Source organism: Pseudobutyrivibrio ruminis CF1b, from assembly GCF_000424005.1.
GTDB lineage: Bacteria > Bacillota > Clostridia > Lachnospirales > Lachnospiraceae > Pseudobutyrivibrio > Pseudobutyrivibrio ruminis_C.
Genome location: NZ_AUJB01000009.1, coordinates 317,867 through 334,203, shown reverse-complemented (window position 1 = coordinate 334,203; position 16,337 = coordinate 317,867). Strand labels below are relative to the sequence as shown.

The window sequence follows — 16,337 nt, the reverse complement described above, 5'->3', positions numbered from 1 at the left end:
TTTTCTTTGATTATTCCCCATGTAGGTATAAATGTCAATGAAGATTTTCTACACTTCTACAAACTCAGTACCAACAACTTCTACATCATACTCTTCTAACTTATTCCTAAGCTCTACAAGAGCTTTATATTCTGTTTTCCCACTGATAACTTGAATGAAAACCGGACTTAAATCAAGAAAGTATGAATCCCTCTTAGCAGATATTTCTCCTGTAATGTTCTCAACCTTTGTTTCAATTCCTTTAGATTTTAAAACAGCAACTTGATTCTGTACTAACGTACTGAATCTCTCATTTGCACTAATATCTCCTAATGATAGCAATGTGATATTATTCTGCTCAATATAATTAAGCTTAGTAGCTAAATCCTCTGCTATTTTCGCTGTTTCTGAAGACTTCTTTATACGCTTATATATAGCTTTATGATGTGCCAGCTCATTCAAAATCCCTCTATATGGATACTCATATGTGTTACCGTAATGACGAACCATCATAACGTTCTCAACTTCATAAGCGTTTGTAATGTACTTATTAAGTACTATAGTTAAAGAGTAAAATATTACATACATGAAAACGCCTATCCAAAATCCTATAATGATATTTTTCCCATTATATAATTCTTGCATTGATGGCATTGCCGCTTTTTTCTTATCAGCTTCAATTTTCAAATACCAACTATCATCTAAAGATTTTTTTGCAGAATTAATATTCCCTGCTTGAATATCTTCCAATTTTATTTTCTTTACAAGTGCAGTAAATACCTTTTTATTATCTTCTAATAGTGAGCCATAGGCAGCACTATATGCGTTTCTTGTATCCGAATATTCTTTAGCCAATACACCAAGTTCATCATCGCCAGAAGCCATTTTATCGTTGTATTCAATCTCTAAAGCTCGATATTGCATATATGAAGATAACGCAAAAACCATTATTTCATACTGATTTTCAAGTTCTTCATTTGAGACAACTGCTGAATCTTGTAGCAATTCTTTTGCTCCAAGGCCTAAAGGAAAAATCAACAAAAAGCTAATACCAACAATTAATATAACACGCCACTGCTCCAATATGTTCAAAAACAGCTCTTTTATCCTAAGTTCTCTTTCACATTGTTCACTGCAATACATTACTCTCCTACCTTCCATTTTCCTCTAGTAATTACCCTTAACCCATTCTTCAAACATCAACATATACCATACTTTAGTCACTCCATCACCTGTCTTTAAAAAGTGTTTCCAGGTTCTTGTAACAACCTTTGGATTAAGTATACCTTCCATTCGTATCTTATCTTCATTTAGTAAATCCTCAGCCCACTCTTTAAGCTCAGAAAATCTTAACCAATGGTCTATTGGTACAGCAAACCCTTTTTTGGGTCTCTCCATCATCTCCTTTGGAACATACTTATACAAAACATTTCTAAGCACGTTCTTTCCAATTTGTCCATTTTTATTATACTCAGTAGGTAGCGACCATGCGAATTCTATTATATCTCTATCTAATAAAGGTATTCTAGATTCCAGCGACACTGCCATGGCTGCCCTATCCACTTTCACTAATATATCATCCGTGTGATACATTAATAAATCCATTAGCATCAGATTCTTTTCTTCAGATTCTTCTACATATCCTTTACTGTATTGATTATATGCATATGGGGGAAACTCGGTTACATAGGTTAATTCCTTTGCCCAATTACCATTTCCTATTCTGGCATAAAAGTCCTCAACAGAGTCTGACGACAACAACTTTCTCACTCCCTCAATAGTTTTTTCCCCAGTATCAGGAAAGCATCCTGTCATTCCTGCCATAACCCTTCTGATTCCTAATGGAACTGTATTCAATTTTCGATATAATTGTGGGACAGTAAAATATGAATTATATCCACAAAATAACTCATCTCCACCGTCACCACTCAAGGATACAGTTACCTGTTCTCTTGCAAGTTTGCTTACCAAAAATGTAGGTATTTGAGAAGAATCTGCAAAAGGTTCTGAATATATGTAGGATAATTGTGGAATTACATTTTTTGCATCACTTGGGCTTATATAACACTCTGTATGATCCGTACCTAGATGTTTTGCAGTATCTTTTGCGAAACACGCCTCATTGTATACATCATCATCAAATCCAATAGAAAATGTTTTAACCTTTTGAGAGGAAACATCCTGCATAACACTAACTACAGCAGATGAATCTATTCCACCTGATAAGAATGCCCCAACTGGAACATCTGCTACCATCTGTCGTTCTATAGATTTATGTAATAGATTATCCAACTCATTTACCGCCTCATCAAACGAGCCTTGGAAAGGATTTTCAGAACCTCTTTTTGCTACCTCTGTGACATCCCAATATTTCTCTATATGAACACCAGCTTTTGAATATGGTCTTGAAACTCTGGCTATACATCCTGCTTGCAATTTTCCGATTTCATTATAAATAGAATATGGTGCAGGTATATATCCATAGGTAAAATATAGTGAAAGGGCAGATTTATCTATTGTTAATTCATTTCTAAAAACAACTGAAATGGAACCTATATCTGATGCAAAGCAAAATCTCCCATTTACGAAGCCATAATACAAAGGCTTTTCTCCCATACGATCACGTGCGAGAAAAACCTCTTTTGTATCCTTATCAAATAATGCTATGGCAAACATTCCTACGGAATCTTGCAAAGCAGTCTTTAGACCATATGCACTAATATATTCCAATAATATTTCTGTATCAGAATGACCTCTGAAATCTATGCATTTTTTTTCATTAATCAATCGATTTTTCAAATCCTTATTATTGTATACTTCTCCATTGAAAACCAAAACATATCTGTCATCATGCGAATGCATTGGCTGCCTTCCGGCATCTGATAAATCTAAAATAGAAAGTCTTACATGCCCAAATGTCATCTCATCGTCATCACTATGCCAATACTCCTGTGCATTTGGTCCTCGATGAATCATTCGGTCGTTCATTTTTATAATTGTATTTTTCCAAAAATCATTGCCGAAAAACCCAGCTATTCCACACATATTCTTCCCTTTTACTATTTTTATTTTACAGTACGCTAAGTAAACTTAGACGGGCCATATAGTCTCTTCTTGATAATTTTGTAAATGTTTTTGTCATTTCATTGGATTACTTTAATAAATTATTTTTCGTTTTTTGAAGTATAACACTATACAAAAATCCAATTATTTTTTTTATCTCTCTCCAATAAATTATTATTATTATCCCTAGAAAACATATCTGATAATTAGAATACTTTCCAACTAAATGTTCTACTCCAATTTGGATAATAAGTATTCCATATGAGAACATATGTTTAGCAAAATAAACCTTCATTTCTACGTATTTTTTTGCCATAACATATCTTGTTCCCCAAATAACCAAAAATGAAATGGCAGTTGAAACTGCAGCGCCAATTGTTCCTATTATATTAATCAAAATAATATTTAAAATTACATTTATTATTGTTGCCAATATAGTTGATTTTGCATATATGTCAGTCTTCATTGTCTTAATAAATGCACCACCTAAAAAAACACTCAATGCATTAAAAATTGTAGAAATTACCAAAATTGATGAATACTGCCATGCTGCAAAAAAATCTTTAGAAAATAATAATTTAGAGAGCGGGATATTAAAACATATAAGACAGCTAGCTAAACCTACTAATAAACAATTATATAAATTATATGTGTTAGAAAAAAAACCATCTTCATCGTTCTCACTGACATCTTTGATAGCTGATAACGACCACGCTTGTCCAAAAACACCATTTATAGTTGCAATAATTAGCGGGATTTTGGAAGCTACAGAGTATATTCCATTCTCATCAACTCCAATCATATAAGTAATACAATATCTGTCAAACGCACCGTTAACCCACCATGCAACATTACTAAATACAAGTGGAATACTATAAAAAAGCATTCTATCTCGAATCTCTTTGTTACATTTATTTTTAAATATTTGTATACCTATTGGCAATTCTAATCCTATCCAATAATATACTATTACAACAATTACTCCGAGTAATATAGACAATAAATATCCTAATAAATGCATTTTTAAAATCAACAAACATACAAGATTTGAACAAATAGTAACTGTTGTACCTAGTATTCCTGCAACACCTACCATCTTAATTCTATCTAATCCTCTAGCATAATTTGATAATATCCCGTTTATTGCAGAACTAAAATACATAACAATTAAAAACAAGTAACAATAGCGTGGCCATGAAAACAAATGAAACCGACATAGGATTATAGTAATAATACTACTTATCAATCCCCCTCCAATAACTATTTCTATTGATAAGGCTAAAATTGCAATAGGCTCATCTAATCTTTCAACAACAAATCTTAATACCGCATCACTTATGTTTAGTGAAAAAATATATATCATAAGAATACTTGTAGTTGAAATCAAATCAGCTATACCATACTCACTGGTTGTTAAAACTGAAGTATATAAGGGTACTAAAAGAAAGGACAAAAATTTTGTTGCAAATGAACTTATTGTAAAAATAATTGTATTTTTTATTAAGTATCCACTTTTATTTCGCATTACTTACGTACATTTCCCTTGCATTTTTTTCTTATAAAAAATTATTAATTGCTAGGTTATATATTATAAATATCTACCTTATACTTATCTAAGTTGTGTCTTAAAAAATCAATTGTCTCAGCAAGACCCTGCTCGAATGTGTACTGTGGCTTCCAGTCTGTGAGCTGAAGAATCTTCTCATTAGAACCAAGAAGACGATTTACCTCTGACTTCTCTGGACGAAGTCTGTCCTCGTCGCAGATGATTCTAGCGTTTGGATTGATCTGACGGATAAGCTCCTCAGCAAGCTGTCCGATAGAGATTTCCTTCTGAGTAGCGATATTGATTTCCTGACCGATAGTCTTATCGCTTTCGTACATAGCGATGAAACCGTTGGCTGTATCCTTTACATAGTTGAAATCACGTGTTGGTGTAAGTGAGCCAAGCTTGATTTCTTCCTTACCTGCAAGAAGCTGTGTGATGATTGTAGGAATAACCGCACGAGCTGACTGACGTGGTCCGAATGTGTTGAATGGACGCACGATAGTAACAGGTAAATCGAATGAACGATAGAATGACTCTGCAAGTCTGTCTGCACCAATCTTTGTAGCTGAATATGGTGACTGGCCCTGGTATGGGTGCTTCTCGTCGATAGGCACGTACTGAGCTGTTCCATAAACTTCTGATGTAGATGTAACAAGAACACGCTTTGTTCCAAGGTCTCTAGCAGCCTGAAGGATGTTAAGAGTACCCTTGATGTTTGTGTCTACGTAAGCATCTGGGCTGTGGTATGAGAATGGAATAGCGATAAGTGCTGCAAGGTGGAATACTGCGTCGCAGCCCTTCATAGCCTCGCGGACACCGTTAGGGTCGCGGACATCACCAGCGAATACCTCTACGTGATCCATGATGCTCTTATCAAGTGTGTCGAGCCATCCCCAGTTGTTAAACGAATTATAGTAAACGAAGGCCTTTACTTCATAGCCCTTCTTAACCAACTCTTCTACTAAATGTGAACCGATGAATCCATCTGAACCTGTAACTAAAACTTTACTCATGTTTCATCTCCTTAAAATAATTATACATAGACTCTGCTACAAGCTTGATATTGTCGTCCTGTAATCGAGCCTCACTCATTACGTAAGTATTACCCGGGCGTGAGCAGCTCATATAAACTGCAAGGTACTGAATAATGTCCTCGCGGCTAGGCTGCTTGTAATTTGCCAGTGCGCTCTCGTAATTTCCAAAGACCTCCTCAAGGTGCATAACACCAGGGGCTCCTGTGTAAACAATGTCTCCACTCATGAATACAGGGTGGCGAAGAAGCATAGCCTCCTGACCTGCTGTACCTGTAAGTGTGGCAACACATTCACTCTTGTCAATGAGGTTGATTGAATCCTCCCATGGGTCGATGAGGACCACATTTGGATACTGCTCAAGCTGCTCGTAAAAGCTGTTTGGGCGGATTCCAAGGAAGGAATAATGTTCCTTAACATAAAGTACAGTATCTGCAGGCAAAGATTTCACCAAATTATCGATGAAATAGAGCTGCTTTTCGTACTTTTGTGCACATACAATTGTGGTAGCTTCTGGCTGAAGATGAAGTGGGAAGTATACGAACTTCTTGCTGTAATCAGCCTTCTTGAAATACTTCTTAGCCTTCTGATATCTGAAATACCACTTGATTGGGTCCAGTGTAGCCTCGTAAGCCTTGTAATAGATGTATGAACCCTTATCCCTTGTGTGAGGATTAAAATACTTCTGTCGGATATAGAATAATGGAAGGATGAAAAATCTAGCCTTCCATGTAGGCTTCTTACCTGAAAACTGCATGAATGCAGGCTTTGAATGCTTCTCCTCAAACTTTGTAAGGAAAGTCTCTGCCTCTGCCTTCTGCTCTTCTGTCACAGGAATATTTGCATAATCCTCTGGCATGTTGTAAATCTTCTCAAATGGATCATTTAAAATGTAGTGATGAGTAAGATCTCTGCCGCAAGCTCTCATAAACATAAGTGAATAATAGCCTGTGTTTGTCTTCTTTCCAACAAGATATGCTGCGTAAGTTAGAAGTGTAGCAATAACCTCATCGTAATAGAAATCCACGTGATATGTAGTGAAAACGTGCTCCCAGAACGCAAAAAGACCTGCAGCTGTGTGCACGCAGTAATCATAATCTCTGTAAATTAAAAATCTGTCTGTGTAGATATATTTCCACATTGGAGCAGCATCATATTTCTGCTCGTATTCTTTGAGCTTTTCAAGTGTGAACTCATCCCAGTGCTCATTCATGAAGGATGACATGTCGCATACAACTACTTCGTCCTTACCGAACTTATCGTAGATATATTTAGATTCCTTTTTATCACAGGTAATGAAAACGCCTCTGATATCAGAATCGAATTCTTCCTTAATCTTCTTATACACGGCAGGCGAAAAATCATTGAATGGATGCCTTGCCATAAAACATATAGTGTACAATTTATACTCTCCTAATCTAAGCGGCTTTTAATAAGATAAAAAGCCTCCGCATAATTATAGTAGGCTGTAGCGCCTCTGTAGGCAGCCAGCCCCTTAATAGCTTCAGCATTTCTAGGAAATGGTGGAGCTGTAATTTCGCTTTTATATACCCTCATTATTTCAATTTTCTTGTCGATGTAATCTGTCACATCTACAAAAACGTTTGGCACGAAGCCATTTTCCTGCATGGCCTGATCTGTCTCTGAAAGAATCTCCATGGCAAGCACCGTCTTAAGATATGGTGCACGGAAAGATTTTGTGCATGAATATGCTGCCTCGAAAATCACGCGGTGATCTGAGTGCACATCGTGCTGATATGGAAGGAGTAAAAGCTCTGGCTTTACCTCCTCGAAAACTTCCTTGAGCATAGGAATGAATTTCCCAAGGTCAATCTTATCAACCCCTGCTGGCTCCAGCTCAAGGTTGTAAAAGCCGTCCACTCCGTAGAGTTCCTGGACTTTTTTAATCTCGGCGTTGCGCTCTGCAATACGCTCTGGTGTGTAGCCATACTCTGGCTTCATGTTTGTGATATTAAGCCAGTAGATCTGATGACCTTCTGCCTTCATTTTTAAAAGTGTTCCACCTGCGCCCAGAGTCTCATCATCTGGATGTGGTGAAATTACCATTACCTTCATTTAGAGATAATCTCCTTCTTTTAAGCTGACAGCGTCGCTGTCTATTATATGAACGATTCCGTCGTATGCTTTGATGACGAAATCAGTCTGTGAATTCACCTTTAATACCTTACCTGGCTCCAGGTTCTCATATTCATCTGTGAGCTCATACTCACATTTCCAAACCTTTACCTCTTTGTCCCCTGCCATAAAGTGGGCACCTACATAAGGATGTGTCAGTCCTCGTACCAGGTTGTAGATGGCTCTTCCTGACATGCGCCAGTCTATCTGTCCATCCATGCGGCCACGCTTTCTCCAGGCATTTCCTGCTTTAGGATCCTGCTTCACAGGCTTCACTGCATCCTCTGCAAATTCCTTTGTAAAGGTAAGCACCTGCTCCTTTGCCACCTCAAGAACCTTGTCATATAAATCCTGAGCGTCATCAGTCTCATCGATGATGACCTCTCTCTGGCTGATAATGTCTCCTGTATCTGCGCCCTCATCCATAATGAAAAATGTGGATGCAGTCTTTTTAAGTCCAAGCACCAACGCCCAGATAAGTGGGTGTCTTCCCTTGTTACAAGGAAGTGCTGCCGGATGGAAACCTACCACGCCATATTTTGGAAGTGCTAAAAGCTCCCTTCCAATAAGACGGGACCAGCCGAAGCAATATATTACATCAGGTGCCTTGGATTTTGCAAATCCTACTGTCTCTTCATCGTTTACATTCTTTGTGCAGATGTAATCGATGCCATATTTTTCTGCAAGTGGAACTAGTGATTTAAAGTCTGAGTTGATGGCTGAGCTTTCCATGGTAATGATTCCATCTACCTTGTAGCCCTTCTCCAGCATCGCTTCCAGCAATACATAAGAGCTTTCTACACAGCCGATGAATAAAGTTGTTTTCAATTATATACCTCTTTTATAGTAGTAACAAATATATTATTAAGCCCGGAACAATCAGTGCAACTGCAGGTCCCCAGCTTCTGATAAGCAGTTTTGTGAAGGAATATTTGAACCTTCTTGAAAGCTTGATAATCAGCATAAGTGAATACAGTGCATATGAAAGTCCTGTACCAATGGCAACCATGTTTATACTTCTCTCCACAAACACAACAAGTGCGCTTGAGAAGATGATATTGAAAATACAAAGTGCCACTGAGTTTGCAATCAGTGACTTATTCAGCTTGAGGACGCTGAAGATATTTCCATAAATCATGGTAGTGGCATATACTGCCACGCCGATTACAAGTATCTGGGTAGCTGCTGTACCGTCTGTGTAGTTAGGCATAAAGTAATGTACAAAAATCGGCATTACATAGAATACAAACAGACAGGCTGCTCCGGAAATCAGAGCTGTAATGCTGGTGAAATATCCAGCCTTATCAAGCAACTCCTTCTCATCCTGATGTGCTCCATAAAGATGAGAAATCTTTATATAGAATACCTGGGCGATTGTCTGTGGCACCAGCACCATTGTGGTAAATCCCATAGTAGGTACTGAGTAGACACCCAGTGCATCTGTATCCATAAATGTAAGGATTACATGCTTATCAACATTCTGTACGATAGTCCAGATTAAGCTGTTGATAAGAAGTGGAAGGCCTCCAATGACCATCACCTTCATGTAACTAAGGTCAAAATCAAATCTTGCACCCTTAAGAGAATCTCTATGGAAAAGAAGGATTCCAAGGATTGCTGATGACATTGTCATTCCATAAAGGCCATAGTATCCCACTGTGTTCAGCATCACCATACCGATGCCAAGAGCCAGAATAGTTCTTACAAAGCCTATGATGGCTGATTTATTATACTTTCCATTCATTCTGACTGTGGCATTTGACATATCATCAAAGCTCTTCAGCAGAATCATGATTGGGCACATGGCATAGCCAAATGCATAATAGGTCTGTCTTTGACTTACACCTATTTCGCCGTGATATCTGAATAATACCCAAGCCTCAAATACTATAAAAATCAGTGCGTAAATCATGAGCATAAATGTCATGGCACTGTTTTTCATCTTGTTTGCTGAATCAAAATCCTTTCTTCCAAGTGCCTGTGGGTAATCCCTGTTATATGCATTGAGTACACCAAACTGTGCGTAATTCATATATGTCTGTACAATAAGGCAGGTACTGTAAATTCCCATAGGGCCTGTGGGCACCTTGGATTTTGAATACACGCTGAAAATAAATGACATTGCAGAACATGCTACCGTCGATAAAGTAACCAATATGAAATCTGCACTTTTCAGCTTATTAAACAGTTTTGTAAATATCCTCATAAATTTTAAATACTTCTTCCATGTAAGTGTCAAAGTTATTCAGTGCTTTGGCACGTTTTCTGGCTCCGTTGGACTTCATGCGATATATCTCGCTGTTGGTCAGGAGCTCTTCTATATTTGAAACAAAAGCATCTCTGTCGATTGGCTTTTTGTCATTTCCACAAATCTTACCGCAGCAATCATCCACTGTGACCATAAATCCGCCCACCTTGCTGGTGAGGACCGGCTTTCCAAAGGCCATAGCTTCTACAGCCGCCATTCCAAATCCTTCGAACTTGGATGGTGCCACAAGTATCTTTGTCTGATTCATATAGATGTATGGGTTATGCTGCATTCCCGCCATCTTTATGTTGTCCAAAAGTCCAAGCTTTGTAATAAGCTTCAGACATTCGCTTCCTAAATCTCCACCACCTACGATAGTCGCTTTGACATCAGGGTGATTCTTGCTTACTTCTTTTACAATCTTAATAAATTCCAGAGGATTCTTGTCCTCTGTGAGGTAACCTACAAAAAGCAGGTCTGATTTGAAGCCTTCCAGCTTCTCCTTTGTCATCTCAGTAGCAGCCACATATCCCTTTTCAAAGATAGCCACTGCATTAAATGGAACGCCAAGCACAACAGTCCTGTCTTCCATCTTGTCCCTAAACCATGATTTTTCAAGCACTGCACTATTAGGAACAATTATTTTGGCAAAGCTCTTGCAGGCTCCGCCGTACACAACAGCCTTTGGACCAATTCGCTCTACCCACTTTGGAAGTGAGTAAAGATGGCTGATGATAGGAATCTCATCTGTCACCTTTGTACACATGAGACTCACCTCATATTCATAGGCATGGATGATGTCAGGCTTCACCTCGTCGATGACTTCCTTGATGGCCTTCTCATCTATTTTCTCCATGCCGATGTATTCAATGTTGTTGTCCAACAGCTTAGTCTCTATAGAACCGGTGGCTGTGAGATATACACAGCGCACCTCATCTGGCATGGATTTCATGATATTTATAGCCACGTTTTCCATGCCGGAGTATTTGTTTGACTTAGATATGTGTAAGACTATCATAAATCCCCCTCATGATCTCATTAACCTTCTCTTTATCAAACTCTTTCATTGTCTCGACATTGATTTGTCCCATCTCGTGACGCTTGTCCTCGTTATCTACGAGGGCTTTATTAAGAGCTGCAACCAATGTCTTGGCATCCTTTGAATCGAAGAGATATCCGCCTTCACCGTCCTGAATCAGGTCGATATTTCCTCGAATCTTTGAACAGACAACAGGCATTCCCACAGACATGGCCTCCATAAGCGCTACTGGAAGTCCCTCCTGATGTGATGGGAACACGTAGATATCGCTGGCTGCAAATACATCTGCTACATCTCTTCTAAATCCCAGAAGCTGTACATAATCCTGCAGGCCAAGGTGCTTGATGCTCTCCTCCAATTCCTTTTGGATCTTGCCTCGTCCAGCGATAAGATATTTAATCTTATACTTTGGCTGAACACGCTCATCGCTGTCTGGTGTAAGCAGTGTGCCGTTGTCCTTCATGATCTTCAGCGCTCTCAGAACCTCCCCATGGTTCTTTCTGTGAATGAGCTCGCCAACTGAAAGAAGGACGATGGTGTCGTCATCTATGCCAAGCTCCTTGCGGACACGGGCTCTGCCGTCTTCGCTTGCCACAAACTTGTGGGTATCCACTCCTGCTCCAGGAATGTATGCCACCTGCTTCGCATGAAACTTTCGTGCATTGTCGTAATCCTCTTTGTTGATGGTTATCAACAGGTCGGTGAATTTAGAACAGTACTTTTCCACATTGTAGAACACAAGCCAGTTCTTAAATGGTGCGCCCTTGAAGAAATGGAAACCATGGGCTGCATAAACCACCTTGGTTCCATACATCTTTCTGGCCCTTCTACATGCCAGTCGACAAATAACTCCGCCGATTGGTGACTGTGTGTGTACAATCTGGTATTGATTAGCCTCTACCTCTTTTTTCAGCTCCAAATAAGCCTTACGAAGTTCGCCAATATTGAATATCTTGCGCATGCTGGCCTGCTCGATAACTCGGCATCCCAAATCATCAAGCTTCTTACGGCGCTCCTTCATAGCCTCTGGGCTGAGAGCGCTGTCTTCATCTTTCCAACAACAGGCCACATCTACTGTGTATCCTAAATCCTGCAAAATCTTTATGTTGTCAATATTAAACTGGGTCACCATGTACGCCGTATGGGCGTGCATAAGTGCTTTTTTACTTGTGGACATTAGCGTTTGTTTCTCCCTCGGCCACACCCTCTGTGGCATCTTTTGTGAATATGACTCGAAGAGTCATAAGTATTAACTGTATGTCGAGAAGGACACTACACTTCTCACAGTAAATCATATCAAGCTTAAGCTTGTCGTATGATGTAGTGTTGTACTTTCCGTATACCTGTGCATAACCTGTAAGACCGGCTTTTACATGTGTTCGGAAAGCAAACTCTGGCACTTCCTTAACATATTCAGCGATGATTTCAGGACGCTCTGGTCGAGGTCCTACCACTGACATATCACCGAAGAAAATGTTGAAGAACTGTGGCAACTCATCAATTCTTGTTGCACGGATGAAATGGCCTATTGGTGTAATTCTGTCATCATTTACACTGGCAAGGCGTGCCTTTCCATCCTTTTCCGCATCCATAATCATAGAGCGGAATTTCATAATTTTATATTCTTTTCCACCGATGGTGCAGCGAGTCTGTTTATAAAGTGCTGGACCGCCGTCGTATCTGTGGATAAGTATTGCTGTTACAATCATGACTGGAGATGTAAGGATGATTCCAATTCCTGAAATCAAAATATCTCCTGCACGCTTGATTGCTGCTGAAATTCCATCCATTCCTGTATTCTTGCAAAGGTAAAGAGGTGTATCAAAAAGATTTACCTCCTCGGAACCTTTAATGAGAATATCTGAAATCTTTGGAGTGAAATATACTCTTTTGCCTGTAGCAAAGCATGCTTTTACAATATCATTTCGTGTCTCCGCTGGGACATCGTTGATAAGCACTGCGTCGTAATTTTCAAGCTCTTTTGTAATCTTCTCTATTGGCTCTCTGCAGCTAATTTCACCTGTGATGCTGTACTTGTCAGCACGCTGGTTCATTTTCCAAACCAAATCATTTTCATATCCACCAAAGATGTTAAGGATAGAAAATGGTGGGAAAATCATGCGGTAAAATTTTGTGCTGAAATATGTAACCAAAAGCACCGCCACCGCATCTACTACTGTAAGTACGATTACGTATGCAAGTGTAATCCACATCAATGCCTTGATTCGTGTCATCAAAATCAGGATGAAGAATTCCAAAACATTTACAAGTCCCATGGCAATGGCCTGTGACATGGTAAGGATAGAAATACGTCCTGTACCAATATCGAAGCCCTTGAAGGTGTTAATCATCAAAATGGTGATAACCATATATAGGGCTATCATCAGATAATTTCCTTTGCCAAGGAATCGTGTGTATGGATTCATCAGGTACTGAAATCTCATGTACCACATAACGCCAAAGAGCGTGGCTAGTACTACTACTAAAACCACGCTACTTACGAAGCGGAATAATTTTTTGTTTGTCTCTGTCGTATTTGTATTATTCATATAATCTTTCCATTAGAAGAAGGACTTATTCATATCTACGTGACCCTTGATACCAGGAACTGAACCCTTTGAAGAATACTGCCACATTGAATACTTACCGCTGTAAGTACATGATGTGTTGTACTGAGCGATCCAGATGTAAGCGTTGCCGTTGATACCGCCTGCATTCATTCTCTGGTTCATCCAGTTCTTACTGCAGTAAACACCAGCCTTGTAGCCTGATGACTGTACTGTAGAGATAAATGCGTTTGCGATAGCTGTACGCTGTGCAGCTGATAATCCGCCGCCTCTTGCTGTATCCTCCATATCGATGAAGATTGGGTATGGGCATCCACCTGCGCTATTGGCCATAGCTACAGCCATTGATGCTTCCTGTACGGCCTCTGCCTCGTTGACAGCACGTGAGAAGATGTAAACACCTGTTGCAACGCCTGCCGCCTTGGCCCCCTTCATGTTCTGATAGAAGTAAGGGTCCTCATGAAGTTGTCCGTCGGTCTGTCCGCGGTATCCGCAACGGATGATTGCGAAGCTTACAGCTGACTTAGCCTGATTCCAATCAATCTTTCCCTGATACTTGGAAACATCGATACCATTGCCCTTTACAAGAAGGCCTCCGTCAGGACCAAAGTTGTATTTAACACCCTGGATTACCTGCTCACCTGTTACCTTGTTTCCGTTCTTATCGAAGAAATAGCTTACTCCGTTAATTGACTGCCATCCGTAATATACATAGTTTGGAGCCTTATAGTAGAAAGTCTTGTCTGCTGCAAAATCTGCTGCAGTAGCTGGCTTTGTAAGTCCCTCATCAAGGAAGAGCTCATGTCCTTCCTTATCCTTAAGTCTTTCTGTAGATGCTGTGCCATAGCCTGAAACTGTGTAAGTGACCTTCAGTGTATTGTCTGTGGCCTTATCTGAGAATGTTGCCACACCTGCAAGTGTGTAATCTCCATCCTTTGTAACTGTAAATGTACCCTTGCCATCCTTCATTGTGACAGCTGTGCCATTTACTGTTACCGAACCAACATTATTAGTAGCTGAGATAGTAAACACACCGTTAGAGTAGCTCATATCAAGAGTAGCCTTTTCCTCTGTAGTGTTTGCTGCAATTCTTCTTGAAAGCTTTGCTGCCATGAATCTAGTCATGTTCATAGAAGCTGCTACTGGTCTGTTAGTAATGATTGCTGCACCATCAACAACTGTAGGACTTGGCTCCGTTGTGCTAGGGCTTGGTGAAGCACTAGGACTTGAACTTGGAGCCTTTGAAGGTTCCTTAGTAGGCTCTGTTGTTGGCTCCTTAGTAGGCTCTGTTGTAGGAGTTGGTGTAGCTGTAGGACTTGGAGTACTTGTTGGTGTAGGTGTAGCTGTTGGGCTAGGATTTACACTTGGTGTAGTTGTAGGTGTAGGACTTGGCTGGTTCTTCTTGTACTTGAACTCAACTGTAATGTTGTCCTTATCAACCTTTATCTTCTTCTGTTTCTCAGAAGAAAGAGTATATCCATCAATTGTCTTTGCTTCAAATGTCTGCTCACTGTTCTGAGCAAAAGCTTTGGTTTCTTTGCTAAGCTCCTTACCATCTTCTGCTACACATTTGATAATTACATTAAATGTCTTAGCTGCGACCTTGTGTACTACAGAAGTAACTCCGCCATCCTTCTTTGTAGCCTTGCTTGTGCCCTTTGTAGACTTAGGTGCTGCAATGTCAGAACCCTTGATTCCCTTTGCTGAGCCTCCGCTTTCAACCTTGCTTGAAGCTACATACTCTACTGTATCCTTGAGAACTGCCTCTACAGGAGCTGCTTCCTTAGGCTGATTATCCTCGGCTGCTACATCCTTCTTGATTTGCTTTTTGATTTCCTTCTGAACCTTGAACTCAACCTTGTCCTTTACATTGACTGCAGTTGCAAAATCTGAAGGCTCATAAATCTCTTCGTTGTCGAAGTCGTACATGAGGCAGGCTACATAATCGCCTGGCTCCATGTCCTTTTCAGCGATGACACCATCTTCATCTTCATCAGTGACGATAGTACCCTCCGCTTCCTTTACAGCCATAGCATATGACTGAATTGCTGTTTCTTTATCGAGAATCAGCTGATAAAGTGGGTCATCCTTGATGCGACCCTTCTGAGTATCAACAACTTCTCCATTCTCGTCAGTTACTGTAATATCTACATTTCTTGATTCGAGTAATGCAAGAATCTTTTCTGAATCAGATTGTGCTGTCTCCTCAGTAGATTCCTCTGTTGTCTCTTCTTTAACTTCTTCAGTATCTTCTGCCTCTTCTGTACCTAAAGCTCCGCCAGCCATCTCTCTGATGTCTGAATCAATCTTCTTAATCTCATCAATTGATGCCTGTAAGCTCTCAGCCTCCTTAGGCTTAATAAGCTTAATCTGGAAAGGCACGCCTGTAATAGCGTTGTCTTCTGTATCTGAAATGTAAATTGTTAAATCCTTTTCAAGGGATTCACTTGTGAGGACGATGTTTTTGAAAGCTGGGATGTAAACATCTTCGGCTGCTGCCTCTTCTTCCACCTCAACTTCCTCAACTACCTCATCTGATGCGACGTCATCATTTAAGATTGCATAGATACCTGCGCCACCTGCACCAAGTGCTGATGCTCCCACAACAGCAGCTAAAGCAATACGAGCCGCTCTGTGTGTGGCGAAGAAAAACCTTATGCCCTCAATTATTCCTCTCATTTTCATCATCTCCCAAATATATCATCTAGTATGTGCGATGTTGTCT

At 39.8% G+C, this 16,337-nt stretch carries 12 protein-coding genes; all 12 read right to left on the bottom strand.

Features of this window, described 5'->3' with window-relative positions:
* Positions 1–48 precede the first annotated feature (48 nt).
* The 12 genes from G592_RS0108225 to G592_RS17015 all read right to left on the bottom strand — a co-directional run bounded on the left by G592_RS0108225 (position 49) and on the right by G592_RS17015 (position 16,291).
* Positions 49–1,122: a hypothetical protein gene (locus tag G592_RS0108225; RefSeq protein WP_028247410.1), complete on the bottom strand. Its 1,074-nt coding sequence runs from the start codon at positions 1,120–1,122 to the stop codon at positions 49–51.
* Between the two features lie 24 nt (positions 1,123–1,146).
* Positions 1,147–3,024 carry an asparagine synthase (glutamine-hydrolyzing) gene (gene asnB, locus G592_RS0108220; RefSeq protein ID WP_036952231.1) on the bottom strand — a complete coding sequence of 626 codons (1,878 nt, stop codon included), beginning with the start codon at positions 3,022–3,024 and terminating at the stop codon, positions 1,147–1,149.
* A 106-nt stretch (positions 3,025–3,130) separates the two neighbouring features.
* Positions 3,131–4,567: a lipopolysaccharide biosynthesis protein gene (locus G592_RS0108215; RefSeq protein ID WP_028247408.1), complete on the bottom strand. Its 1,437-nt coding sequence runs from the start codon at positions 4,565–4,567 to the stop codon at positions 3,131–3,133.
* A 56-nt stretch (positions 4,568–4,623) separates the two neighbouring features.
* Positions 4,624–5,604: an NAD-dependent 4,6-dehydratase LegB gene (locus G592_RS0108210; protein WP_028247407.1), complete on the bottom strand. Its 981-nt coding sequence runs from the start codon at positions 5,602–5,604 to the stop codon at positions 4,624–4,626.
* Positions 5,597–7,024 (bottom strand): hypothetical protein, encoded by a 1,428-nt coding sequence (locus tag G592_RS0108205; RefSeq protein ID WP_155942175.1) that lies wholly within the window; start codon positions 7,022–7,024, stop codon positions 5,597–5,599. The genes G592_RS0108210 and G592_RS0108205 overlap by 8 nt, the downstream gene beginning before the upstream one ends.
* A gap of 11 nt (positions 7,025–7,035) precedes the next feature.
* Positions 7,036–7,698 (bottom strand): PIG-L deacetylase family protein, encoded by a 663-nt coding sequence (locus G592_RS0108200; protein WP_028247405.1) that lies wholly within the window; start codon positions 7,696–7,698, stop codon positions 7,036–7,038.
* Positions 7,699–8,586, bottom strand: coding sequence for a formyltransferase family protein (locus tag G592_RS0108195; RefSeq protein WP_028247404.1), 888 nt, complete (start codon positions 8,584–8,586; stop codon positions 7,699–7,701). It abuts the gene before it with no gap.
* A gap of 13 nt (positions 8,587–8,599) precedes the next feature.
* Positions 8,600–9,829: a lipopolysaccharide biosynthesis protein gene (locus G592_RS0108190; protein WP_196801827.1), complete on the bottom strand. Its 1,230-nt coding sequence runs from the start codon at positions 9,827–9,829 to the stop codon at positions 8,600–8,602.
* A 109-nt stretch (positions 9,830–9,938) separates the two neighbouring features.
* The gene (locus G592_RS0108185) at positions 9,939–11,024 is read right to left on the bottom strand and encodes a glycosyltransferase family 4 protein (protein WP_028247402.1); all 1,086 of its coding nucleotides are present in this window, start codon (positions 11,022–11,024) and stop codon (positions 9,939–9,941) included.
* On the bottom strand, positions 11,002–12,222 hold the full coding sequence (locus G592_RS0108180) for a glycosyltransferase family 4 protein (protein WP_051194820.1): 1,221 nt from the start codon (positions 12,220–12,222) through the stop codon (positions 11,002–11,004). Before G592_RS0108180 ends, G592_RS0108185 begins: the two co-directional genes overlap by 23 nt.
* Positions 12,209–13,594, bottom strand: coding sequence for a sugar transferase (locus G592_RS0108175; RefSeq protein WP_028247400.1), 1,386 nt, complete (start codon positions 13,592–13,594; stop codon positions 12,209–12,211). Before G592_RS0108175 ends, G592_RS0108180 begins: the two co-directional genes overlap by 14 nt.
* Before the next feature lie 12 nt (positions 13,595–13,606).
* Positions 13,607–16,291 carry a GH25 family lysozyme gene (locus G592_RS17015; RefSeq protein WP_051194819.1) on the bottom strand — a complete coding sequence of 895 codons (2,685 nt, stop codon included), beginning with the start codon at positions 16,289–16,291 and terminating at the stop codon, positions 13,607–13,609.
* Positions 16,292–16,337: the final 46 nt, after the last annotated feature.